Source organism: Pedobacter sp. 10L46_2 (assembly GCF_056395165.1).
Genome location: NZ_JBFTIZ010000013.1, coordinates 1 through 26875 on the forward strand (window position 1 = coordinate 1; position 26875 = coordinate 26875).

The 26875-nt window shown below is 41.0% G+C and carries 17 protein-coding genes; 15 read left to right on the forward strand and 2 right to left on the reverse strand.

Annotation, left to right across the window (positions count from 1 at the left end):
* Positions 1-200: 200 nt before the first annotated feature.
* Together AC1DDX_RS03035 and AC1DDX_RS03040 are read right to left on the reverse strand one after the other, a co-directional pair.
* Positions 201-1349, reverse strand: a complete 1149-nt coding sequence (locus AC1DDX_RS03035; RefSeq protein WP_337716664.1) for a glycerate kinase — start codon at positions 1347-1349, stop codon at positions 201-203.
* Between the two features lie 8 nt (positions 1350-1357).
* Positions 1358-2317 (reverse strand): D-2-hydroxyacid dehydrogenase, encoded by a 960-nt coding sequence (locus tag AC1DDX_RS03040; RefSeq protein ID WP_172659978.1) that lies wholly within the window; start codon positions 2315-2317, stop codon positions 1358-1360.
* 846 nt (positions 2318-3163) lie between these two features.
* Here AC1DDX_RS03040 and AC1DDX_RS03045 point away from each other — a divergent pair.
* The 15 genes from AC1DDX_RS03045 to AC1DDX_RS03115 all read left to right on the forward strand — a co-directional run.
* Positions 3164-4204 carry a methyltransferase gene (locus tag AC1DDX_RS03045; protein ID WP_172659979.1) on the forward strand — a complete coding sequence of 347 codons (1041 nt, stop codon included), beginning with the start codon at positions 3164-3166 and terminating at the stop codon, positions 4202-4204.
* A gap of 344 nt (positions 4205-4548) precedes the next feature.
* Positions 4549-5130 carry an RNA polymerase sigma factor gene (locus AC1DDX_RS03050; protein ID WP_172659980.1) on the forward strand — a complete coding sequence of 194 codons (582 nt, stop codon included), beginning with the start codon at positions 4549-4551 and terminating at the stop codon, positions 5128-5130.
* Positions 5131-5229: 99 nt separating this feature from the next.
* A complete protein-coding gene (locus tag AC1DDX_RS03055; protein WP_288879085.1) occupies positions 5230-6402 on the forward strand; it encodes a FecR family protein in 1173 nt (390 codons plus the stop codon).
* A 192-nt stretch (positions 6403-6594) separates the two neighbouring features.
* Positions 6595-9999: a SusC/RagA family TonB-linked outer membrane protein gene (locus AC1DDX_RS03060; RefSeq protein ID WP_477611804.1), complete on the forward strand. Its 3405-nt coding sequence runs from the start codon at positions 6595-6597 to the stop codon at positions 9997-9999.
* Between the two features lie 32 nt (positions 10000-10031).
* Positions 10032-11522 carry a RagB/SusD family nutrient uptake outer membrane protein gene (locus AC1DDX_RS03065; RefSeq protein WP_288879087.1) on the forward strand — a complete coding sequence of 497 codons (1491 nt, stop codon included), beginning with the start codon at positions 10032-10034 and terminating at the stop codon, positions 11520-11522.
* Positions 11523-11539: 17 nt separating this feature from the next.
* The gene (locus AC1DDX_RS03070) at positions 11540-12367 is read left to right on the forward strand and encodes a DUF4843 domain-containing protein (protein WP_172659983.1); all 828 of its coding nucleotides are present in this window, start codon (positions 11540-11542) and stop codon (positions 12365-12367) included.
* Positions 12368-12377: 10 nt separating this feature from the next.
* Positions 12378-13799 carry a PKD-like family lipoprotein gene (locus AC1DDX_RS03075; protein WP_288879088.1) on the forward strand — a complete coding sequence of 474 codons (1422 nt, stop codon included), beginning with the start codon at positions 12378-12380 and terminating at the stop codon, positions 13797-13799.
* A gap of 18 nt (positions 13800-13817) precedes the next feature.
* Positions 13818-14960, forward strand: a complete 1143-nt coding sequence (locus AC1DDX_RS03080; RefSeq protein WP_288879089.1) for a TlpA disulfide reductase family protein — start codon at positions 13818-13820, stop codon at positions 14958-14960.
* Positions 14961-15067: 107 nt separating this feature from the next.
* The gene (locus AC1DDX_RS03085; protein ID WP_288879090.1) at positions 15068-16783 is read left to right on the forward strand and encodes a trypsin-like peptidase domain-containing protein; all 1716 of its coding nucleotides are present in this window, start codon (positions 15068-15070) and stop codon (positions 16781-16783) included.
* Positions 16784-17393: 610 nt separating this feature from the next.
* The gene (locus AC1DDX_RS03090) at positions 17394-18014 is read left to right on the forward strand and encodes an RNA polymerase sigma-70 factor (RefSeq protein WP_288879092.1); all 621 of its coding nucleotides are present in this window, start codon (positions 17394-17396) and stop codon (positions 18012-18014) included.
* Positions 18015-18080: 66 nt separating this feature from the next.
* Positions 18081-19115, forward strand: coding sequence for a FecR family protein (locus AC1DDX_RS03095; protein WP_337716666.1), 1035 nt, complete (start codon positions 18081-18083; stop codon positions 19113-19115).
* 167 nt (positions 19116-19282) lie between these two features.
* On the forward strand, positions 19283-22843 hold the full coding sequence (locus AC1DDX_RS03100; protein WP_337716668.1) for a TonB-dependent receptor: 3561 nt from the start codon (positions 19283-19285) through the stop codon (positions 22841-22843).
* 2 nt (positions 22844-22845) lie between these two features.
* Positions 22846-24570 (forward strand): DUF4397 domain-containing protein, encoded by a 1725-nt coding sequence (locus AC1DDX_RS03105; protein ID WP_337716671.1) that lies wholly within the window; start codon positions 22846-22848, stop codon positions 24568-24570.
* Between the two features lie 13 nt (positions 24571-24583).
* On the forward strand, positions 24584-25780 hold the full coding sequence (locus tag AC1DDX_RS03110) for a hypothetical protein (RefSeq protein WP_337716673.1): 1197 nt from the start codon (positions 24584-24586) through the stop codon (positions 25778-25780).
* A gap of 24 nt (positions 25781-25804) precedes the next feature.
* The coding region (locus tag AC1DDX_RS03115; RefSeq protein ID WP_477621771.1) for a fasciclin domain-containing protein at positions 25805-26875 on the forward strand (1071 nt) is incomplete at its 3' end.

Consider the following 26875-nt stretch of genomic DNA (forward strand, 5'->3'; position numbering starts at 1 on the left):
GGACTCCCAGCTACCCCGCATAGACTAATATTAAAATCAACTAAAAATCTGAAAATCAACTGATTTCAGGTTTTTTTTGTTTTCCGACCAGAAGCAAAATATGTAACTTTTCTCACCATTCTGGTGAGCAGTGGCCATTATCACTTAAACATGCATCATGATAACATAAATGTAGTGATCAGTTCCTGATGCCTTTTATTTCAGCTTCTTTTCTCTGGCATCAAGACCAGCATATTGCCCAATGTTTCGGCTGTCCGTGTAAGGTTATCTGCTGTACATGCCAACGCAGTTGTGAGATCGTCTGGCTGGTTTCCAATAGGCATTAATACATCGAAATATGCCTGTAAATTTACATTCCGTTTCAGTGGCACCTTCCCCGCGAAGGCAACCACAGGCAGCCCTTTAAGTTTGGCACGGTATGCTACGCCAAAAGGCCCTTTTCCCTGTAAGGTTTGCGCATCAATACTCCCTTCCCCGGTGATGACCAGATCTGCCCGCTCCAGTGAAGAATTAAAATCTGTAAGTGAAAGAAAATGATCTATTCCATTTACCAGTCGGGCATTCAGAAATGCATATAAGCCTGCAGCTGCGCCTCCTGCAGTGCCTCCGTACTTTATCGCAGCCATATCCCTGCCTGTATGGTGTAAAACCACGCCTGAAAGTTTGTTAAGCGCCTGGTCCAATTTTTTTACCTCATCCGGGGAGGCACCTTTTTGCGGGCCGAATACAGCCGCAGATCCCTGGTTACCTAGTAGCATATTGTCTACATCGCACAAAACAATCACTTCACATTTCAATATTCTTTCGTCAAGGGCTGAAAGGTCAATAGTCGCTAAATCTCTAAGATCCTTAGGAAGAATGGCTAACTCATTGCCGTTCGCTGCTAAGAAACGGACACCAAGGGCACGCAAAATGCCGGTGCCACCATCCACAGTAGCTGAGCCACCCATGCCGATTATAATTTTTTCAACCCCCTGGTCAAGTGCTTTTCTGATCATTTCCCCTGTACCGGAAGAATTGGCACGCAAAGGGTTAAGCTCTTCGGGTTTAAGTAACCTTATTCCTGATGCGTCTGCCATTTCTATAACGGCTGTTGCACCATTATCGATCAGGCCAAATACAGCATTTATTGGTCTGCCCAGCGCATCGTGTACTGCCACATCCAATAATGTGCCTTTGCATTTTTTTATAATTAAGGTTGCTGTACCATCCCCGCCATCTGCTACCGGGAAACACTCAGTGGTCACACCGGCCTTACTTCGCCTTAAACCTTCCTGAATAGCAAACGCAGCTTCTTCGGCATTCAGACTGTGTTTAAAGGCATTGGGGGAAATCAGGATGTGCATCATGTCTTCAGTTACAAGTTTACCACGTTTACAGGATTCCCATTTTTATATGCATTCAAATTGGCAATAGTTACCTCCATTAACCTGGCTCTCGCTTCTTTTGTTGCCCAGGCGATGTGAGGTGTAATGATGCAGTTTTTTGCACCGAAAAGCGGGTTGTCCTTCGCAGGYGGCTCAACAGAAAGCACATCGAGGCCCGCTCCGGCAATTTTACTGTTGTTCAATGCTTCGGCAAGATCTTCTTCGATAATGATAGGGCCCCTTGAGGTATTCAAAAGAAAAGCGCTGCTTTTCATTCGCTGTAAGTTTTCTTTATTGATGAGCCCTTTGGTTTCAGGTGTTAGAGGGCAATGGATACTGACAACATCTGACTGCTCCAGCAGTTCGGGTATTTCTGCCCATTTAAAATTACTGCGGTGAGACTGATCTGTCCGGTTCCGGCTTGTTCCAATAACTTTCATTCCAAATGCGGCGGCCACATCAGCAACCTGCCGGCCTATATCACCAAATCCGATAATCCCCATTGTTTTTCCTGTCAGTTCAACCAGCGGATAATCCCAGAAGCAAAAGTCGGGAGCGGAAGCCCAGCGGCCGGAGGTTACCGCATCACTATGGCGCTGTACATGTAGGCAAAGTTCCAGTAAAAGGCCAAAGGTTAGTTGCACGACAGACGGCGTACCATAACCTGGTACATTACTTACTGTTATCCCCTTTTCCCTGGCCACTGCGGTATCCACAATATTATAACCAGTGGCCAGGACTCCAATGTATCTTAAGTCCGGAAGACTGTTTAATGCCTCAGCGTTTACCGGTGTTTTATTGGTAAATATAACATCTGCCCCTTTTGTGCGTTCAACAACTTTGTCTACTGGGGTGCGATCGTACAGGGTTACTTCACCAAATTGTTTTAACTCGTCCCAGCTCAGGTCCCCTGGATTCAGTGTATATCCGTCTAGTATTACGATTTTCATAAAATACTGTCACGACTATTTTGTTTCCCGTATTTTCTTACTGACCTATTCACATAAAAGCAATAAAGCCAAACTGCTAATGATATTATAAAGGTTGGTGCAAGATATTTTATCGGGTAAAGGAGTTTAGTAGTAAGATCAAAACCGCCTACTCCCATTAGTCCAGCAAATAGCATTTCTTTAGATTTTATATTTACCATATTAATTTATATTGGTTTACTAAAGATAACAATTATTTAAAATACAAAACTGGTTGCGTTTTTAAACGAAGTTGAAAATATTTCTCATTATATAGTTTCCTGAAGCAGTACTAACAACTACTATCAAAGCATGCATTTATCACTTGTTTTAATAGCATTATTGTCTGTAGCGTTTTGTATTCTCAACTCGTATAGATACCAACAGACAGAAATCACAATAAAATCTTAAAATCTATGCTTAGAACAAGGTACTATCTAATCTCATTGCTTTTGTTTCTGATCTGCCTTTCTGCCACCCTTATGTTGAGGGCTATTGTAGATCTGGATGAAGCTATCGCTGCTGTAAAAATTATATTTTTGCCTGCTTTGGTGTGCCTTCTGGTTATGTTGCTACTGCCATTGTCCATATACCTTTTGTACAAAGGGAATAATGCAGGTAAGGTCAAAAAGCACATTAGATTTCGATAGTGATGATAACAGTACAATCGAAGGCCAGATAGATTGTTTAGAAATTGCAGTAAATTATTGTTGTTCAGTTAGATAATGGCTTTATATCCAATTAATCTTTGTATTTTAGATAACCAGGCTTCAGTAGAATTTTCCGGGGGCACGACCAATTATTAAAACTGACAATTAATAGAAAAAAATGAAACCGCAAACTAATCAGCCATCGCCTGAAAACATTATGAAAATTGGAACAGGCTTTTGGGCTTCAAAAATTCTTTTGACCGCTGTGAGTTTTCAATTATTCAGCAAGCTTTCGGAAAAGAAAACTATGAAAGCCAAAGATGTCAAAGAAACTTTAGGACTTAAATGTACAGACAGAAATGTTTATGATTTTTTAGATACGTTAACTGTATTTGGTTTTTTAACGCGTGAAGGTATTTTGGAAACAGCCATTTATTCGAATGCCATTGATGCAGATACATTTTTAGATATAAATAAGCCGTCCTATATTGGAGGTATCCTTGAAATGATGAACAATCGTTTATATGGATTTTGGGGTAATTTAGGCGAGGGGCTGCTTACGGGACTTCCTCAAAACGAAGCCAAAAGAAGTGAGGATTTTTTCGGTTTAATATATGAGGACCCTGAAAAATTAAAAGAATTTACCAATGCAATGAGCGGCATTCAAATGGGGAATTTTATGACCTTTGCTCAAAAATTTGAATTTCAAAAATATAATACATTAGTTGATATAGGCGGTTCAGCCGGGTTGCTTTCGCTTATGGTTGCAAAATATAACCCTCATATGCATTGTACAAGTTTTGACCTGCCTCCGGTTGAGCCTATTGCAAACGCTACCATCCAGCAATTCGGATTATCAGATCGTGTAAAAGCCGCAAGCGGCGACTTCTTTACCATGCCAATACCCAATGCCGAGGTTGTGGTAATGGGGAACATCCTGCACGACTGGGACGAAGAAAATAAAATTTCTTTAATGAAAAAAGCTTATGATGCTCTCCCAGCTAATGGGGCATTTGTAGCTATTGAAGGCATCATAGATGACGAAAGAAAGCAAAATGTTTTTGGTATGATGATGAGTTTAAATATGCTGATTGAAACAGGAACGGGATTTGATTATACATTTGCAGACTTTAACAGATGGGCTAATATTGTCGGATTTAGAACCACCTCACTTCTTCCATTAGCAGGGCCATCAAGCGCGGCAATAGCCTATAAATAAACTTGCATTAACATTTTACCTGCTTTATTCTATGAACATTCTTGCTAACTGTCCATGCGTGCCTTAGGCATTTGTAATTCATGAGGAATGTGCGATATCTTTGCTAAACGGGTGCTCTGGTGTAAAAAAGTTAACAAACTATAGTTTAGGTGGTGGTTTTATTAGTCTTGTGCTTGATGTGTAGTGAACTTTGCTTTATTTTTTACTAAAAAATCACTCCAATGTCAATATTGAAGGAGGATTTTTAATCAGAGGTATTAAAAAGCAGAGGTATAGTGCTATTTATGTTAAATGAGCGCAGGGAATATTATAAATATTTATAGATTTGGTTGATATAGGTGAAGATGTGCCCTGAAAGTCTAAATAGTATCGGAGACCATGAGCTCTTGCTCCAACTGAGTGAGGGTAATAAGTATGCGTTTGACATTTTATACAACAGATACTGGAAACTCGTTTTTAATACTGCCTTTAAAAGGCTAAATGATATGGAACGGTCTCAGGATATTGCTCAGGATGTATTTGTTCAGCTTTGGATCAGGGGTACAGCAAGTCCTATTGAAAACCTTCCTGCTTATTTAAATGTTGCGGCCAGAAATGGGGTATTTAAACATCTCGAGAAAGAGGGTAAGTATGCGGCGCTTCCCGATACTGCAGCTGAACTTGAAGGCGTGCTCGGTGATGCTGATGCGAAAATATTACATGACGAATTTCTTGAAGCTTTTGATCAGCTGATTGAAAGCCTCCCTTCGCAACAGCGTATCATCTTCAGAATGCGTTTTGAAGATGATTTAAGTAGCAAGGAAATTGCTGAGAGGCTGCAGATTTCTCCAAAAACAGTGCGAAATCAATTAGGCAAGGCTTTGAATAAGCTCAGAACATCGTTAATGCTCTTTTATGCAGTTATGTTATACTATCAGGCACGGTAAAAAAGCGGCTTCTTCATTGATGTAATGTGAAAAAATAAAAATTTTTTTACCGCGTGGGCTAATTTGAGTTTTTCGACTCATATAAGTATAAAACGGATCATGAAAAGCGCCTACAAAAACTATTTTAGAGAAATTCTTAAAAAATATAGACAACAAACTGCTAGTTCTGAGGAAATAAAATTCCTGGAGTCTTACTACAATATGTTTGAGGTCAATGACGGGCTGATTAATGGTGACAACGAGTCTCAGTTTTCGGAATTAAGAGATGATATTAAAGCAAATATTGACAGGCGAATTGAACGTCCGAGAGTCCGAAAACTAAGTTATGGCTGGATGAAATACGGCGCTGCCGCAGCTGCGCTGCTGCTTGTTTCGGTTGCAATTTATCTGGTCTCTTACCGGCAAAAAAATGATCTGCTAGCACAAATGGATCGTACCGTTGTTCCTGGAAGTAATAAAGCGGTGCTTACACTAGCTAATGGGAATAAAATTGTATTGAACGAGGTTAAAACAGGAGAGGTCGCACAGCAGTCGGGGATCAACATCACTAAAAAAGATAATGGAGAAGTGATCTATCAGGTTTCAGCCAGCCCAGATTTAACTGAGGAAACTGCAATGAATACCATAACCACTCCAAACGGCGGTCAATATACTGTTGTACTCTCTGATGGTTCCAGGATCAAACTTAATGCAGCTTCTTCGGTAAGCTTTCCGACCTCATTTAAAGGGAGGGAGCGGGTAGTTGACCTCCATGGCGAGGCTTATTTTGAAGTTGCCAAAAATATTCAACATCCTTTTAAGGTGATTTCAGGTTTACAAACAGTAGAGGTTTTGGGGACGCATTTCAATGTGGAGGCCTATGCAGATGAAAGTGCAATCAAAACTACGCTTGTTGAGGGCTCTGTTAAAGTTGTAGCCGGAAAGCACCATATAATTATTTTTCCCGGGCAGCAGGCCAGCGTTAGCAGGGAAAGTACCGGTTCCATTGCTACCGCTCAGGTTAATCTGGATAAGGAGATGGCATGGATCAACGACGTGTTCATTTTTGATGGGGATAACCTGAAATCTGTAATGAGCGAAATTTCCAGATGGTATAACATTAAGATAGTATATAACGGAGCTATTCCTGATAAGAAATTCTTCGGCGGCATATCCAGGAACAGCAAACTTTCTGAGGTATTTAAAATCCTTGAGCTCAATCAGATAAAACTGAACTTAAAGGGCAAAACGGTATATGTATCGTATGACCCTTCCAATAATGAACAACCCTAAACCACCATACAAAACTAACCGAATTTTTAACTACAAACCATTTATCAGATGATAAGAAAACTACACCACCACCACTAGGAACCACAGGACTAAAAAGCCGAAAGTGTCTCACCACTTCCGGCTCAAAAAAAGGTCAACAGCCAGATGTTGAGGCCGGGCTGTTATTTATTCACTTAATTCTATTCCAAAAGTATGAAATTAACTTTTCTTTACAACCCCGCGTGCGAAATGCGGAGGGTAAAGTACAAATTCCTTATAGTGATGAAATTAACTGCTATTTTATTACTGATCGGCGCCATGCATTTGTCCGCCGCAAGCTATTCGCAAAAAATAAGTGTTTCCAGACGTAACACCACACTTGAGACTGTTTTTCAGGACATTAAACAGCAAACAGGCTATCTCTTTTTTTACAGCGAAGAGGTTAATGTGAACCGTGTGAAAATTCATGTTGCACTTAAAAATGTACCGCTTAGTGAGGCCCTGAGTGCCGTGCTGGAACAGCAGGGTCTGACCTTCAATATTATAAACAATACCATTGTCATCAGGAACCAGATCGGCAATAAAACCTTAGAAAGCATAAAAAATAACTTTGTCGAGATTTCTGGTCAGGTGACAGACAGCAAAACCAGGCAACCCATGCCTGGGGTGAATGTGTCGCTCAAGTCGAATTCCAATATTCGTACCCAGACCAATGCTGCCGGAGAATTCAGGATCGCTGCGCAACCAGAAGACGTACTTTTATTCACTTACGTAGGTTATCAGGTAAAGGAGGTAAAGGTTGGAGAGAAGAAGTTCCTGAACATTGAACTCGAAGATGAGGTTACTCAAATGAATGATGTAGTGATCACCGGTTATCAAGCCATAAAAAAAGATAGCTTTACGGGCACTGCTATAGCGATCTCCGGAGATCAGCTAAAAACCATAAATCCTCAAAATCTTTTACAGAGTATAGGTGCTTTTGACCCGTCATTCAGGCTTGTGCAAAACAATCTTGCAGGTTCAAATCCAAACAGAATACCTTCCATTAATGTACGTGGATCTTCGGCATTGCCAAGTGGTGATGGCGAAGTATTGAGAAGGGATGCGATTTCGGGTGGCGTGAACATGCCGGCATTTATCCTGGATGGCTATGAAGTTGATGTGCAAAAAGTATTTGATTTGGACGTAAACCGTGTGGCATCGGTTACCCTGCTAAAAGATGCGGCCGCTACTGCCATCTACGGAGCCAGGGCCGCTAACGGCGTGTTGGTTATTGTAACCAAAGCACCAAAAGAGGGTAAGTTACGGGTGAGCTATAATTACGAATTGAATGTTACCGGAGCAGACCTGAGTGATTATCAGGTGCTAAATGCTGAAGATAAACTAAGATATGAAGTGCTTGCCGGCCTGTACGACTCTAGTCACGAGAATATCCCTCAGGATCATTTAGAGGAACTGTATTATCATAAGTTCGCAAACGTAATCGGAGGGGTAAACACTTACTGGTTGTCGCAGCCGGTTCGTACCACGGCCGGACAGAAGCACTCTGTGTATCTGGAAGGTGGTTCTCAGGCATTCCGTTATGGTGTTGACCTGAGGTACCAAACCAGGCCTGGAGTGATGAAAGGTTCTGCAAGGGACCAGTATTCTGGGGGCATGAACTTTACTTATAATGTCAACAAATTTCAATTCAGAAATGACCTTTCTATTACTCAGGTGACGGGAAATGAATCTCCCTATGGCAATTTCGCGGACTATGTAAAAACAAACCCTTACTACCCGATGACCGATGCAAATGGAAACATTAACCGGGTGATAGATATCTGGGAAAATTCAGCAGGTGAAAAATCCTATATTTTCAACCCGTTATACGATGCACAACTGAGCAGTTTTAACAAATCCTCTTATATGGAGATCATCGATAACCTTTCTGCTGAACTGGAGCTAATGAAAGACCTTAAACTAAGGGGGCAGATGAGTTTAACAAGCCGTTCAAATACAGATGACATCTTCATTTCTCCCCTTGCTAATAGATATTACCTCTATGAAACGGCAAAAATTGATGAAAAGGGAGAATATACCAACAAAAACAGGAAAGAAACCTATTGGGACGGAAATATCCGCTTAACCTGGCTAAAGCAAATAGCCAAAAGCTATTTTAACGTGATGGCCGGTGTAAACATACGTACCGAGCTCTCGGATGCCAAGGAGTATACTGCCTTGGGTTTTGCCAATGACCGGTTTTCAAACATCGGATTTGCGAAAGGATATGCAGAAAATGGAAGGCCTTACAGCAGGCTTGAGCGGTCCAGGTTATTCGGCTCATTCATGAGCATGAACTATTCCTATGACAACAAATACCTGATGGATGCTACCGTAAGGATTGACGGCTCTTCCAAATTTGGTGTGGACAATAAACTTGCGCCTTTCTGGTCATTCGGACTGGGCTGGAATCTTCACAACGAGAATTTCCTCAAAGACAACAGTGTCATCAGTCAGCTTAGACTGAGGGTATCAACGGGACTTACCGGCTCTGTATTGTTTGATCCCTATCTCTCCAGAACGACTTACAACTACTCGTCTGATAACTGGTATTCAACCGGTATCGGTGCCACAGTGAACAATTATGGCAACGAAAATCTTTCCTGGCAAAAAACTTTAATGACCGATATCAGTATAGATTTAGGTCTGTTTAAAGACCGTTTAACCATTTCTCCTAAAGTTTACAGGAAATTTACCAAAGATATCCTTGCAGACATCACGCTTCCCCCATCAACGGGCTTCCTTTCTTACAAAGAGAACCTTGGGGATATGGAAAATAAAGGAGCTGAACTGGGGATAAGATGGGATGCCATTCGCAGAAAAGACTGGTCGGTAAACCTGACAGCAAACATGGTAGCCAATAGAAATCGTATTGTCAGGATTTCCAACGCCCTGAAAAAATACAATGACAAAGCCGATGAACTGCAATCAGTAGATCAAAAGGATGGAGGTTTCAAAGGAGTACCCTTGTTGAGGTATAATGAAGGTCAGTCCATCAATGCCATCTATGCAGTACGTTCCTTAGGTATAGATCCTGAAAACGGTCGTGAGCTTTATGTAAAAAGAGATGGGACACTTACTTACGATTACGACAAAAGAGATATCGTAGTGGTAGGCAATGCCGATCCAAAGGTCAATGGGTATTTCGGTGGAACATTCACCTATAAAGGCTTTAATCTTACTGCTAATTTCGAGACTTACTTTGGAGGGGATACGTACAACCAGACCTTGGTCGATCGGGTAGAGAACGCAGATGCAAGGTACAATGTAGATAAGCGGGTATTTGAAGGAAAATGGAAACAATCCGGTGACTTGACCTTTTACAAAAACATCGCAGATTTAGGCACTACAGAAGTAAATTCCAGATTTGTTCAAAAGGATAATCTGCTTAATCTGCAGTCGCTTTATTTATCCTACGATATAGATCAGAAATATGCCAAAAAACTGTCGATGTCTAACTTACGGTTTGCCGTAACTGCCAATGAGGTAACAAGATGGTCCTCGATTAAACAGGAAAGAGGGATTGATTATCCTTTTGCAAGAAGCATCACTTTTTCGGTCAACGCTACTTTTTAGGTCTTACTATTTAACAGATAAAATATAAAAATATGAACATTAAGTTGTTAATCGGTTTCATTTTACTTGCGGGCTCATTGAGTTCCTGTAAAAAATGGCTGGAAGTTCAGCCAGAATCAGAAATATCGGCTCCGGTTCTTTTCAGTACCGAAAATGGTTTCATGGAAGCTTTAAATGGAATATACATCAAGAGCACCAGTCATGACCTATATGGGAAAGAGCTGACATTTGGAACTACTGAAGCGCTTGCCCAAAATTTTTCTATTGGTACGGACGGACAGGACTACAGACAAACTTCCTTGTACAACTACACCAATGGAAAATTCATTGAACGTAAGGACAAAATATGGAGCGGCCTGTATAGTGCCATTGTCAATTGCAATTTGATATTGAGTAATATCGATGAGCGTAAAAATGTATTTACCGGATCAAACTATGAATTGATTAAAGGTGAAACCTTAGCCCTAAGGGCTTATTTACATTTCGACCTGTTGCGTTTGTTTGCCCCATCTTACCTCAAAAACCCAACAGCTCCCGGAATACCATTCGCAAAAAAATACTCCAAGGAGGTTACGCCAATGTCGTCGGTTACCGAAGTAATGGGTCTGTTGATTCAAGATCTGGAACAAGCTAAAACCTTAATGACTAATGATCCCATTCGCAGCGCGGGATATAAAGTCAACTACCCACTGGTCACAGATACAACCAAAAATACAGAAGAGAGCTCCCCAATATTGTTCCTCCAGAACAGAAGACATCACCTGAACTACTACGCGGTGTGCGGGACACTGGCCCGGGTTTATCTTTATAAAAATGATAAAGTAAATGCACTGAAAAATGCCAAGGAAGTGATCGACTCGGATAAATTCCCTTGGACCGCACAAAGCGATTTTATTGCTTTTGATGAAGCAAAAAAAGACCGTATCCTTTACAAGGAACTGTTATTTGGTTGGTATATCCCCGGCTCTGCAAAAGACATCAAAGAAAACTGGTTTAAAAGTGGTACCCGTGGTTTCTTCCTTTTGGAAGACGATGCAAGGTTAATTTATGAAGCGGGTACCGTTGGGGGAGAAGACCTTCGCTTCAAACAGTGGCTTACGCTAATGGCAGATGTAAGCAGCAGGTGGTATGACATTGTAAAGTACAATAGAAACTCGCTCAGTACAGAGGCAAATGCCAACTTGCATTACCTGATGGCACCCGCAATAAGGCTAAGTGAGATGTATTACATCGCTGCTGAATGTAGCTATGCAACAGATCCTGTACAATCGCTGAAATACTTTAATGAAGTACGTGCTGCCAGAGGATTTCAAAATCAGCTAACAGTTCCTTCGGAAGACGGTCTTATTAATGAATTATTAAAAGAAGCCCGCAAAGAATGGCTTGCTGAAGGCCAGATGTTCTACATGTACAAGCGACTTAATAAAGCTATTGCTGCACCAACAGGAAGTGCAATCCCGCCTTCAGATAAAATATTCGTATTGCCACTTCCGAATGATGAAATTGTTTACGGAGGCAGATAATTTATAAGAACATAATTATGAGAACTATAAAATCATATATCATCATCATCCTGCTACTATTGTCCATTGCCTCCTGCAAAAAAGCAGAAGAAATGGTGTTTAGTAATGAAGCCAATGTCTATTTCGATATATACAATGGTGACAAAGATAGCCTTGTCAGGACCTTTGCCTATACGCCTACCAAAGCTCAGGACACCTTGTTGTTACCTGTCCGGCTGTCAGGGATAAGAACATCTGTTGCCCGAACGTACAATGTACGGGTAGAATCGGATTCATCTACAGCTATTCCCGAACAACACTATCAGCCATTGAAAAGCACTTACACCATGCCGGCGGACGCGGGTACGGCCTATATTCCGGTCATCATGTACAACAAGGATAAGATTCTGGAAGAAAAATCGGTTTCTATCATTATCAAGCTGATTGCTTCTGATGATTTTGGTGTAAAAAATCCCACAATGCTGCGGGCTAAAGTAGTATTTTCTGCCAAATTGGAAAAACCAGACTGGTGGGATACGTGGCTGACCAATTATTCAAGGACCAAGCACGAATTGTTTTACATCACGACCGGTCAAACTTCTATGACCACCGGTTCTCAAGGTGGCCTGGATGCACCTAAAAACCTTTACTATACTGGCTTGCTCACCATCATGATGAACAATCCTTTTAATTGGGTTACCAAGAATGTGGCTAAGGGGTATGTGTTGGAAGAAGTAACCCCTGGAAATTCGGATAGTTATTATTTTTTCAATACCGGAAATCCTAGTAAAAAAACGCTGCTGAGGAAAAATACACAGACTGGAAAATATTACTTCATAGATGAAAATGGAAAAGAAGTTATTTAAAAACATAAAGATGAGCCTTAGAAAAAAAATAGGATTAATAATATTGACTATAATCGCCCTGTCTGCCTGTCATAAAGATTTGGGCGATTATGAAATCAATATGCCCGCTGCACCAGAAGTGTCAAATCTTGATTCAGTTTATACTGCTGTAGTTGGAGATAGTTTAATCATCAAGCCCACTATAAAAAATACAAAGGGAGATGACATAGAACTGCAATGGCGCATAAGCGTGATGACGGGTAACGATGTAAAATTTATCGGGCCGGCACTTAGAATCATATTTGGCCTGGAGGCCCAAAGGTATGAAGCTCGCCTTACTGTTTACAATAAGACAAACGGAATGAAATATTTCCACGATTTCTTCGTAGATGGGGGTACAGAATTCGGCTCAGGTACCGCTGTATTGAGCTTGGAAAACGGCACCACTCAGTTCTCGTTTATTAAGACTGACGGAGAAGTGCAGGCGCGCCTGTATCAGGCCATGCAAGGAAAAGACCTACCAAAAGACCCTATGAATCTTTTCCTGATGAAAAATACTACTACAGGTGGTACACTCCTTGGCTATTGGATCATCACTAAAGGTGGTGGAATACGATTAAATGCCAATACTATGCAGGAAGATCCAAAATACCCTAACACCATTGCTGATAATTTTTTTGCTGCGCCCGATAAACTGGAGGTTGGCCAGCTCAAACAGCATCCTCAAGGTATATTGGCCGGTGTGATCAGCAATGCACTTACCTACGGAACAACCAATACCTGGGACCAATCACCTACTTATGGCATGTTTAGCGCGGCCGAAGGCGAGTATCAACTCGCACCTTCATTTATTATGAATTTTAACCAAAACCAGGGGACCTATTTTATCGGATTCGAACGCAATCTAAAACAGTTTGTCAGGCTCAACGTATATAATGGGCCCACCTATTTTGGTACGCAGTACGATTCTGAATCGACTGCAATATTTGATCCGAAAAATGTAGGGATGGACCTGATTCATATGGAACAGCTCAACAGCAGCGACTGCTTTGCTTATTGCAAAAGTGGAGAGGGAAAAATCTACGAGCTCTCTTTCAATGTGAAATTTACTGGTCCTTTTACCTTTAGCCCATTAAGAAAACGCCTTTTTATTCGCCAGGAACTCATCACAGAGAAAACCAAATGGCAAGGTGCCAAAAACGGAATCATCTACCTTAGCTCAGGATCTAAAGTATATAGATATAACCCAATCAATGAAGATGTAAGGGAGTTGTTAACCGATTTTGGTGGAGGGGAAGTAACGATGATCAGACTTTCTGAAAATGAAGAAACCATTATGGTGGGTGTAGCAGGTAGCATTTACTACCTGGATATTTCAACCGGAAAACTGGGAACATTCATCAAAAAGATTGAAGGAATCCCAGGTGCTCCGATAGATGTGGCAGTACGATAAATAAAACTTATAAAACATATGAAACTAAAATTTTTAATTCTTGCCGCCCTTGCACCTGTTGCAGTGGCCGCACAAACGCCTAATTTTACCATCACAGGAAAAATAGGAAATTTAAACAAACCAGCGAAGATTTATCTTGATTATACTTCTGAGGGCAATGGTCGCACTGATTCTGTGGAATTGGTTGATGGCAAATTTAAATTTTCAGGGAATATTGCAGGCATTGCTTCTTCGCGGATGACGCTTTCGCGTGAAGGCATCAGAGACAAAGAAATTTACGGTACCAAGGGACTGGGGGATGTGATCTATGTCAACTTCGGAAAGGAAGATATCAGCATTACGTCTGCAGATTCACTCTACAATGCAAAATGGACAGGTTCAAAGGTTTATGATGAAATGAAAGCTTTTGATGACCGGGTGGGGCCTACTGTAATGACTGTGCACCATAATGCGAATGTTACCATCAATAGGGCAACGCCTGAACAGCAGCAAGACACAATGTATTTTAAAGTATTGGACAAACAGGTACAGGCTTTCAGAAAATCACGTGGAGAAAAGATGTTGGAGTTTGCCAAAGCTAACCCCAACTCTTATTTCGCGTTGCAGGCATTATCTGAATTGGTAAGTGGCTACAATCTGGAATCAGCGATCGCCATGCCGATCTTTAATAAGCTTGGTGAGGAACTTCGTCTGTCTTATGGGGGACAAGGTCTTTATAAACTATTAAATGCACATACGGTGACTGCTTTAGGTGCCGTTGCGCCAAATTTTACACAGAAAGATGTAAATGGCAAGCTCGTTTCCTTATCAGATTACAAAGGGAAATTGGTACTGGTAGAATTTTGGGCGAGCTGGTGTTCTCCATGTCGGGCAGAAAGCCCAAACCTGCTTAAGCAATATGCTGCTTTCAAAGGCAAAGGCTTTGAAATACTAGGCGTTTCTGTAGATGGGGACAAAGTGAAATGGTTGGATGCCATCAAGAAAGATGGCCTGACCTGGACACAGGTATCTGATCTTAAAGGTTGGGACAATGATGCCCGCAAAGTGTACGGCATTTCGGGTGTTCCGGCAAATTTCCTGATCAGCCCTGAGGGAAAGATTATCGGCAGTCACCTGGTGGGGGAGGCGCTGAACAAGAAACTAGCTGAATTGCTGAATTAAGCAACTGCAGCAATTGCCTTCTGCCCCGGGCAATACCTTTATGGTTTTGCCCGGGGCAGAAATGCACAATACGTGACGAAATCAACATGTATCTTTCAAAAATGGTAATGATCATTATAAAAAAAACATTTACTACAGGTGTATTCCTACTACTGCTGTCTGCCCAATGCTTCGGTCAGAAATTTCGTCCCAAAAAACTAGAAGAAACATTATCTATAGCCGTAAAAAAAGCATACGGTGCTAGTGTAAGGATATGGGGTTATGATACATTGAAAAAGGTGCAGACTAGTGCTCAGTTTACGGGTGTAGTGGTTACTGCCCAAGGCCATATTCTAACAGCGGCACATGTGAATCAACCTGATAATACTTATTTAATCATGTTCCCTAATGGGAAATCGCATGTCGCACGCGGGCTCGGTGAAATTGAATTTACTGAGAATAAGATGTTTCCCGATGTAGCACTGATGAAAATCATCGAAGCTGGTGCCTGGCCTTATGCCGAAATGGGCTGGTCATCTTCCCTAAAGATAGATGAACCTTGTTTAAGTATCGCTTACCCGGAAACACTAAATCAAACACTGCCAACCCTTAGGTTTGGCCGGATCACGGATCTGAAAAATCAGTTTGGGTTTATTCAATCAACTTGCGTCATGGAGCCGGGGGATTCAGGGGGTCCGCTGTTTGATCATTTTGGACGGGTTGTTGCGTTACACAGTGCAATTGGAACCGATGAAGATGAAAATTATGAGATCCCTATCGATCTTTACCGGAAATACTGGACAGCCTTAAATGTCTCCAAAACTTACGGTGCACTCCCTTCAAATGAGGATGCTGTTGGCAATGATCCGCTTCAATCGGCAATTCTGAATATTCCTGCCCTCCAAGATCAACAGGGTAGTTTTTCTACCCTGACTACAGAGCTAAAGGAGAGTTGTTTAGGTATTAGCAGTACGGTACATGGCAAAACACAAAAAATTAATGGAACTCTAATCTCCCTGACTGCAAGATCAGCCGTTGGTAACAATGTCATCAATAGTCTTGTGATCAGTAAGAGTTCCTTAATTGGCGAAGATCCGGTTGTATTTACTGCGAATAAATCCTTTGCGCTTAAAGTCATTTTGCGTGATCCTGAAAACGACCTTGTGCTGCTGCAACCGATAGGTTCAATTCAGGGCGGTATACAATTAAAACAGTTTAACCGGGATAGCTTATCCTTTCAAAGACTGGGTAAATTTCTGATTTCACCGCTACCAGATCGCCCTGATCAGGTCAGTGTAATCGGGAGTATGTATTTTAATGCCCCAAAAAGGTTTAGCATTGGATATTTAGGGGCTATGGCTACATTCAAAGATAGCAACATTGTGATTACTGCAGTCCAGCCAGGTTCTCCGGCCGGAATAAGTGGGATAGCCGTAGGTGATCGGGTTCTAAGTATCAATGATATGGCGATCAATAAGCCCGAAGACTATGGAGCCGAGTTGATGAAGTTCTGGCCGTTTGATTCACTTACCTTTAAGATAAAACGATTAGATCAACTCTATTTCAAAAACCTGACTTTGGATGTATTCAAATCGCCTTTATCAACGCATCCAGCAGAACTGTTTAATGGAGGTAAAAGCATCAGACGCGATGGGTTTACGCAGGTGTTTAGTCATGATGGCAGGGTCAAGCCCGAGGAATGTGGCGGTCCTGTTTTTGACCTTAAGAATCGTTTCTGTGGCATTAATATAGCGCGTTCCAGCAGGACAACTACACTGGTTGTTCCGACCGAGGTATTACTGCGTTTAATTGAACGTTATCAAAGCAGTCTGCCAACACGATAACTTCATAAGTCAATGCATAATCTACTGAAGTAAAAAAGGCGACTATTTACCCACTATAGGTACGGCAAGTGGCTAAGTGTAAGCCACCGGGAGAGCAATATTGCTTCCAAAGCCGCTAACCAACATTTTGGCTTTCGATACAGCCATCGAGAAGCATGTAATTGGCTTGATGGAACTACTGAAGATGTACTTTACTATGTACTTGACTTGCCGAAAGGTCAAATCAATGAGCAAAATATGTTGTCCATTGTTAAATAAATGATAATTTAATGTTATTTAAATCATGTAATTTTATTGCATGAAATTCTCTGTATATGTAATTTATGAACTGCTGATGAGAGCCCAAGAATTTGATCCGGGAATAGGTGAATATCAGTCATATAGAAAAATAAATGCAGGTATTTCAGTGCTTATCTTTTAGACAGGCAGTTCAATAATCCTGCTTTGGTCACCAGGGATGATATTTTAGGCCTTTTATCAACTTACAAGCCAAAACAACGCTTTTAAATAAAGGTTGAATGTCTTTTGAGATGCATCTCTTAACAAGATCCGAAGAACAATATTACAATTAACATTATGGTAATGCAGGAGGCTTTTTAAACATTTAGTTTTGCTGAATGAATTATTTGTTCAGCGAATGATAAAAGATTACCACAAACTATCCGACCACTTGCTACTTGAAGAATGTCGCCTGAACAACCTGAGGGCATATGATCAGTTGTTTGAACGGTATTTTGGTAAACTCTACCAGTTCTCCTTGAACTACGTTAAAAATTCCGCCGTGGCCGAAGAGTTGGTTATGGACCTGATGTTCAACATCTGGAAAAAAAGGATGGATTTGGAGGTTACCGGAGAATTCAGTGCCTACTTGTTTACAGCAATGAAAAATGTGATGTTCAATCATCTCCGTAAAAAGGAGCTGCTCACTGCAGACATTAGTTTTTTGCCAGAGCAGGCGGCTACTGTTAGCCATTCAGCAGACCATCGTCTTCAGTACAAGGAATTGGAACAGGTATACCAGCTGAAACTAAGCCAGCTAAGCCCGCAGCGAAGGAAAATCTTTAAACTAAGTCGTGAAGAACAAATGACTTATCCGCAAATTGCAGAAAGCATGAACCTTTCTGTAAATACAATCAAAACCCAGATGCTGGTTTCGCTCAAATATCTGCGGGAGAGTCTTAAAGAACACATCGATATCACGATCCTACTAACTGTTATTATCTTTTTTTAATTTTTTTTCATTTCCGCTCACCCTGCCTAACGTTTATCGGTGTCTTGTAGGTGAAGGATAGATACAATGAATTTAAAAATAGATAAGGCCCTCATTAAAAAATACCTTGCCGGCCTCTGTAATAAGGAGGAATTAAAATTAGTGAGAGACTTTCTTAAGCAGGAGAATGCTCAGCAACTGTTTGATGAAGTATGGAATGAACAATGGGTAAATGAAACTAATGCCAATGATACAGACCACCACTCACAGCAGATGGCTGACTGGAAAAGAAAAATACATCAGCGGATCAATGAAGAATCTCTAAACTCAGAAATAACCGTTGCAAAAAATACGCCTATTCCATTTATTAAAAGAATTACGAACTGGCAATACGCAGCAATCTGGGCAACATTATTTATTGGGGCCGGACTTTGGGTTATTACATCCAAAAGAAGCAATGAGTCATTAGTGGTTGCTTATGTAGAAAAACATAACCCTAGCGGACGCAGAACGATTATAACGCTGCCTGACAGCTCACAGGTTTATCTTGGGCCTGAGAGTAAATTGCGTTATGCAGAAAAATTTAATGGAAGTACCAGAGAAATAAATCTGGAAGGAGAAGCCTTTTTCGAGGTTACTAAAAATCCAAAGAAACCATTCATTATCCATACCGGAATAATCACAACCAAGGTATTAGGTACTTCTTTTAAAGTAGATGCATTTATTAATAAGCCGGTTACTGTTTCTGTAAGTACAGGTAAGGTTAGCGTGGATAGGCATGCCACTAACAAAACAGAATCAATTGCCATATTGATGCCCGGGCAAACGGTAACATGGAATGAAACTGATCATATAAAAACATTAGGCTCTGTATTGGTTAAGGATATCAGCGGATGGAAAGATGGACGTTTGGTGTTTAATAAAGTCCCTCTATCAGAAATCGCAAATATTCTGGAGCGGTGGTATGACGTGGAAATCAGTTTTAAAAATAAAAAAAACGCTTCAAAGTTGTTAAAAGTCAACCTGACGGCAAATGTACCTATCAATACCTTAATGAAGATTTTAAGTGTCTCGGGACAATTTAAATATCATATTCAAGGCAATCACATTACTATTAATTAATCGGAAAGGACAAGATATGTAACACCTGGACTTAAAAAAAGAAACGCCCTCCCGCTAAGGAGGACGCAAAAATCATCAACGAGCTGGTTGTTTTCGAAGACGCATCAGCCCAGAGATAAATATTAACAGATATCCGCCACTGGCGAAAACCCGTAATGATCAAAAATATGCAAAAAGGATTACATCTGCGTTCTTCTTTTCGATTTATTAGCATGTTATTAAAAGGTGCTATTATCATCAGAAAGAAGTTTAGCAAGATGGCTAATAACAATCTGGTAACAGATAAAATTTATTTCTTTATGAAATGCTCGTTCCTTCTGATCGCTGTCAACCTCACATTTATTGGAGTGCTATTTGCCAGCTCTGTTCGCAGTCAGAATTTGAATCAGAAAATTAAGCTTAAGCTGGAAAATGCAAGTGTCGAAAATTGTTTAAGTACAATAGAAAAGCAATCGAACATACAGATCAATGCCCAGGTAAGCCTGCTAAATAAAATCACAAAAAAAATAAGCATAGATGCTACTGAGATTACTGTGGCCGATGCGCTGGCTAAAGTTTTAAACAATACTAATCTGGAGTATAAAGTAATTGAGGGTTATGTTGTAATTACTAAAAAACCAGTCCCCATAATTATCTCAGGAACGATTGTAGATGAGAAAACTGGTGAAACACTAATTGGCGTAGGTATTCGCATTAAAACAATGGGTGGTGGCGCATCTACTGATATGAATGGTAAGTTCCGTATTACCGTACCTGAGGGCGGAGCGATACTTGTGATTTCTTACATCGGTTATCAGAGTAGAGAAATTAAGGTTGATGCGAATACTAAAGAGTTGAGAATTTTACTGAAATCATCCTCTACCCAATTGGGCGAGGTAACTGTTCAGGCCCGTAGGAAGACAAATACAGAGGTGGCGGTGCTCGACGAGCGTAAAAAAGCGGCTATTGTACAAGATGCCATATCTGCAGTTCAGATAGAGCGTACAGCAAGTATTACTACAACACAGGCGCTGCAGAGAGTGCCTGGGGTTACAGTAACTGATGATAAATATGTAGCTATCCGTGGTTTGGGAGACAGGAGTGTAGTTGGCCAGTTGAATGGCGTACGCTTAGCTTCGTCAGATCCTGACAGAAGTTCAATTCCTTTCGATCTGGTACCCGCCTCTCTTTTAGATAATGTTACCATTTATAAAACAGTTACACCTGATAAACCTGCAGATGCAGCAGCAGGTATTGTAGAATTGAAAACCAAGTCTGTGCCCGATAGCATGGTGGTGAATGTAATTATTCAATCTGGTTTTAACTCAAATATCGGGATAGGGGGACAGTATAATAGTTTTTTCAATAGCGATATGGGCTTTTTGGGGGATAAGATCAATAACAAGAATTTGTCTGCTGATTTCTTAAACCTGGCCACACAGTATAAAGGCGGGTTAAACCAGATCCAGAATATGATTTCGAACAGCGGGTACAGTCCCGCGGCAAAGCAGGAAGTTGGTCGTATTAACGGGATAATGCAGGGCTTTGATCCTGTGCTTACTACCAAGTATAAACAGGCTCCTTTAAATCAGTTATACTCTGCAACTTTTGGTAATAGTTATACCTTGTTTAAAAAACATAAACTGGGTGTTATAGCTGGTGGTAACTACTATCGCCGTACCACAGATATTTCGGGTGGTGATATTCAGCAATACAGTATTTATCAGGGTGTGGTAACCGGAAACCCGCAGGTAAGCAGCCCAAGAAATATTCCAAATTACATTACTCCGAACAATCTTTACATGGGTCGGTACCAGACCTATAAGGAAAATACAGGTAACGAAACACTTAATTATGGTGTTTTGGGTGGTTTAACTTATCGCTTCGATACCCGAAATGAAATTAGCATGCAGTATCTGGGTAGCTGGGGAGGCGAAACACAAGCCACCAATATGAATGGTGGTTACGAATATACTGGTTTGCCCGGAGAAGTAAAAAGCACCATTTATTCTTTAAAACAGAGCTATCGTACACTAAATACTTTTAACCTTCAGGGAGAACACAAGTTTTTGGAATCAGATTACTCGCCTAAATTAAGTTATAATATTTCCTCTTCTAAAGCAGGTCAGAATGATCCTGATTATCGATTTGTAACCCTGGCAGACTATACACCACGCAATGGAGGATATTATGAGAAACCTACATCTGGTAATGTTGTTACCAACCCCGATCAGGTTTTTAGCACACATTTATACGCACTTTCTTCTGGTTATGTGAATGGCTTTGGTGCTTATGGAATTATACAGGCCGAGCCCAATGGTCGGCGGTACAGAAATCTGGATGAGACCAATTATAACTATAAGGCAGATTTATCTGTGCCGTTTAAATTATTCGGACAAAAGCAAGAGCTAAAAACCGGAGTAAATTACCTGAACCGCGACCGGGTATTTACAGAAAATGTGTTGTTCTTACCAGGCTCTAATTTTTCTTCTAACAAGTCTTTGCCATTGTATACAGTTTCCGGAAACCTGGATCGTTTGGTGAGCAATGAGATTATTGGCATTCATGCACCAACTGCAGGCATGGGCGAAGGCGCAAGCCCGGTAGGAGGATTCTTATACAACAGTCAGAAATCGCCGAACAACTATACCGGTTTTTTTGAGACCAAGGCAGCTTATGCCATGTTGGATTTAAAAGTGACCAAAGATTTAAGATTCACCGGTGGTATTCGTTTTGAATCTACCAATATCCAGTCGGCCGTTGATACTTCAGGTGTGTTCCTTGATCCTGCTTTAACAGCTCCGGGTACCAATATTCCGCTTACTTTAATGAGTCCTAACTCGGTTTATAAGCCTGGTTATAAGCCTTACTATTCTTTGAACACCACTTATAATTTTAGGGAAAATATGAACTTCAGGGCTGGTTTTAATACTACACTTGCCAGACCCGAATTAAGAGAGATTACCAATGTATTTGAATTTGATGCTTTCCAAATGGGATTGGTTGTGGGTAATCCTAATCTGATCAATCAATACACTCAAAACCTGGATTTTAGGTGGGAGTGGTTCCCTAATAGTGGAGAAGTTATCGCGGTGTCTTTGTTTGGCAAAAGGATTGAAAATCAGTTGTATAAGGTCTTTAGCTTAAAAACCAGTGGTTTAGCAGCAACATATCCTGAATATCCAACCATCAGATTTGAAAATGATCCAAACGTGGGTAAAGTATGGGGAGTAGAATTCGAGATTGTAAAAGACCTGGGAAGGATGTGGGACCCGCTCCGCAACTTCTTTGCAGGAACTAACCTTTTACTGGCACAAAGTGATATCAAAAAATCACCGGAAAGATTGGAAGCCAACAGGTCTTTGGACAGGCATACGCCAGATAACAGCCCTTTGTTTGAGCAAGCCCCCTTCTCTATTAACGGTTGGATAAATTACGACAATAAGAAATCAGGTACCAGCCTTACCGGCACATTTAACATGGTTGGTGAGCGTTTGATACAGATTAATTTAACCGGCGAGCCCGATCTGTATACCCGTCCGGTGCCTATGCTGGATTTTGTGTTTAGTCAACGTGTAACTAAGCGCGTTATTTTTAAGGGATATGCTAAAAACATATTAAATCCTGCAATTGAAACCGTATATGCCAACCCAGGTACCGGTGGTAAATGGTATGGAAATAAATACCTGAACCGCAGTTATAAACGTGGGGGAGAATTTATGATGGGGTTCACTTATAATTTGTATTAAAGATGAAGAAATTAACGAAATACACTCAGCAATTGCCATTATTCCTTGGATTTTTGATGTTGCTGGGGCTAGGTTCCTGTAAAAAGGAAAAGCAGGATTTTGAGTACGATAACAGGCTAATCACAGACGCTCGTAAAAACTCATCACTGCGTATTATAAACCTGGGGAATTATGGTCAGGTGATAATGGATGGTGATACACTGACCAATAACAGGTATGTTTTGCCTACAGATCCAATCTCTACAGTAATACCGGGCACTAAATATTTTCCTGAAAACGGGGGTAAACTGGGTTCAACATGGAACATTCCTCAATCGCTTTTAAAAAACGGAAAGGCCCGCTTTTTTACCGAAATTGGGGGGTATAATACTCCGGGTGATAAGCTTACAATCGATCTTCAGGAAGATGCAGCACAGGCTATGGATTATTACCTGCTCGCCACAGAACGTATTGTAGACGGAGAACCTAAATATCTAAAAATTCCGCGTGCGGTTTCTCCCCCTTCAGATCCTGCCAAGTTTAAAGTAAGGCTGCTCAATCTTTCTTCGAATATTGAGATAAGTGATATGGAGAACCTGGTAGGGCCAATGAGCCTTACATGGGCTGATGGCACACCAGTAAGTGGTACGACCAGTAACATCTTGCCGGGGCAATATTCTGATTATATCGAACTGCCTTATACTACCGCGCAGCTAAAGGTGTTAACCTCAGCAGGGATTCAGGTGCCAGGTACTACTAAGATGCCGATTTTTCCGGCAACATCAACCCTTACCTCTGTCCGTGGCTGGCCTCCTGAGGATACACACCTAACTTTCAGTGCATTTAAAAGCTTTGTGCCAGGAGGGATTTATACCATTGTTATTGCGCCATATAATTTTACGATCCCTTATTTAATCGGTAATCCTGGTGAACAGGTTTCAGGATATCAGAATGCCATCATGATCATGAATGATATCAGTGAACCACTGAATGTAACCTATGCAAGAGTGCAGGCAGTAAATACCCTGGTAGGCATAGACGGGGTTAAAATAACCATGAATGGAAATGTATTGGGTAATGCACTAGCCTATACCGAGCATACAGATTATCAGAATTATATAACGGGAAATTATACCATCGAAGCTAAAGATGCAGCTGGAAATGTATTGGCCAGTAATCAGCTGAGGTTAGATCCTAATACTAATTTTACTTTATGGATTCATCCTGACGCCAGTGGTAAGGCAACCATTAGTGCGGTGGCTAATGACTTAAGCAGGGTAATTCCGGGTAATACGGCCACAGATGACGCCACGTATGTGCGCAATAAGCTAGACTATCCTTTTAGTATCCGTTTTCTTAACCTTTGCCCGGACTTACCCTATGTCACTTTTACAAAAGATAACGGTCAGTCTTTTCTTCATAATTACAATAAGAATCCGGCGGCAATAAATAACCTGAGACCTGGTATTTTCCCGACCGAAGCCCCATACATACAAATTGATCAGGATAATATTCCATATAAAATTATGGCTTTCCGTTCTGCGCCAGGGGTAATTCCCGGAAGCTGGGCAAGTGACATACCTGTATTAACAGGACAGGACCTGATTGCCCGACCGAGCTTATATGTGAGGGGTGGTTTACCAAACCATGAGCCTGGTATTTATACCATTGCGTTGGTCGGCAGTACCGGTACATCAGTCCCTTCTGGTCAAAAAGCAAGGATGATTATTCTGAAACACACCAAATAAAAGAGACAACATTATGTTACTATCAAGAATGAAGAATGTCATATTTTACGCTGCTATCGCTCTGTCGTGCTTTGCGATAGGTTGTTCTAAAGTAGAATATAAAAAAATCGATGATCCAGCTTATCTAAGGGTTTTTAACAACCTGAATTATAAGATTGGAATAGATAATAAGGACGAACAGCTCCCCTTTTTAACGATGCTGATTGATCCGGAAATGGATCAGAACGGTATGCCAGTCAGCGCTCAGATTAAAGGGGATTTTCTGGATAAGCGTGATCCTTATGCGCCACCTTACCCATCTCATATTGGGAGTGGGACAAGTGTAAACAACCCGGAGTATCCGGGCAGGGAAAATGTGTTGGTCGGACCTGTTTTAAATGGTTTCGATTTAAGCAGCTGGGCGCAGATTCCATCAGGTAAACACCGCATTGTGTTTATGTTCCGTCCAAAAAACACCGTTCCGTTTTTTAACCTGGATCCTAAACTGAAAAAAAGTTTCCTGATCGATACTACGATGGTGTTGGATAGCAAGGAGGTATATACCCTGCATGTGTTGCAGAAAGATTTCCTGACGAAAAGGAATGGCATTTACCTTAGAAAAGAGAATTTTCACAAACTGCCATTATCCGATTCCTCAATCTATGTTAACTTCTATAACATGAGTGCCAAGGGATACTGGCAGGCAGATAACGACGCTAAAGGAGGCAACGAATACGGAAAGGGAGCCATGGGAAATGGTGTAAAAGACCAGATGAATATTTTTGTAACCCTGTATAAAAACAGGACTGTTTCTTCACCAAAAATATCCGGTTATAACGGAAAATATCTGGGCAATTTAACCAGAAACGCTGACGTACTTGAAGTTAGCCCGTATTACAGTTTTCCATTGTTTGCCGATGCAAGCGCTGGAGGTATTTTTACTGACATGTGGCAGCGGTTTGATTTTCTGGCACCCGGCATGGACATTAGAAATATTCCTTATGGCCCCACCGTAAATCAAACGGATGGGAACTGGGCTTCTATAAACTGTTTAACACCGTACCCGGATTACAGGCAATGGAACGAGATCGTAATGCCCAATATGATTGTAAACATCCACTCCGGTAAATATAACCCGCGGTCGTTTGCCACTGTAAATACCATTGAGATTGTAAATGGAAATGTTTACCTCAGTACCATACAGCGTAAATATGCGCCTCCAGTTTACTAATGGTTTAATCCAATAATTAGAATAATGAAATACGAATCATTAAAGAAATGCCTTTACTTCCTGTCGGTGTTGTGGTTGCTGGGTTTAAACGCCTGTAAGCACGACGATCTTCATATTGATAAGGCGAATGACAATTTTCGACCTGGCTTTGACTTTGTAAAGAATAACTATGACCTCAGCTTATTTGCTTCGGCAATAGAGAAAACAGGAATAGGACCAGAGTTAAACGGTGCCGGGCAATTTACAATCTTAGCCCCCAGTAATGCTGCCTTTAATATCATAGGGATAAACCGCCCCAGCGATTTTGATAAAATGAACCCTGATACATTAAAATTTCTGGTACAACGCCATATTTTAAATGAACGGATAATGTTAAAGGATATTCCTTTTAATGGGATAGATGTGCGTTACCGTACACTGGCGGGGACTGAATTGTATGCTTCCATTGTTAGCAGAGATAACAGCAATACTTTATATTTTAATGGCTCACTTGCCAGCAGAAAAGATGTAACGCTGGCAAATGGTACCTTACATGTACTGGACAGGGTAATGAAATCTACTGCAAATACCACCGTACAAGGTTGGTTGTCTGCCAGACCTGAATATAGCATCCTGGTAAGCGGATTAAAGAAGTTCGGATTCTGGGATGAACTGGCAACAGAGGGACCTTACACCATACTGGCCCCAAAAAATAAGGAGTTTGAAGCGAATGGTATGACTGCGGAGGTAATTGCCGGCTTAAATGTAAATAGTTATATCGGCGACCGTCTGTTTGGCTGTTATGTGATGAGAAAGAAGCACTTTTTTGTGTCAGATTTTGTGGTATTCAGTATCATCAACAACGATTCCTTTTACTATCATCCGGTAGCTAATGATACTTATATCATGACAATTACTGCCGGCAGGTTCAACTACGACAACATTTACGATCAATCTATTGGCTATAATATTGAAGTAAGGACGAATAAGAACTTCCCTTATGACATTGTGACTAATGTAAAAGGACACGATCAGAAAGCGATAGATAACCTTACCGATAATGGCCTGGTACAAGACCTTCAAGGTATTTTAATCCTTCCTGAGCAGGCAATAAAG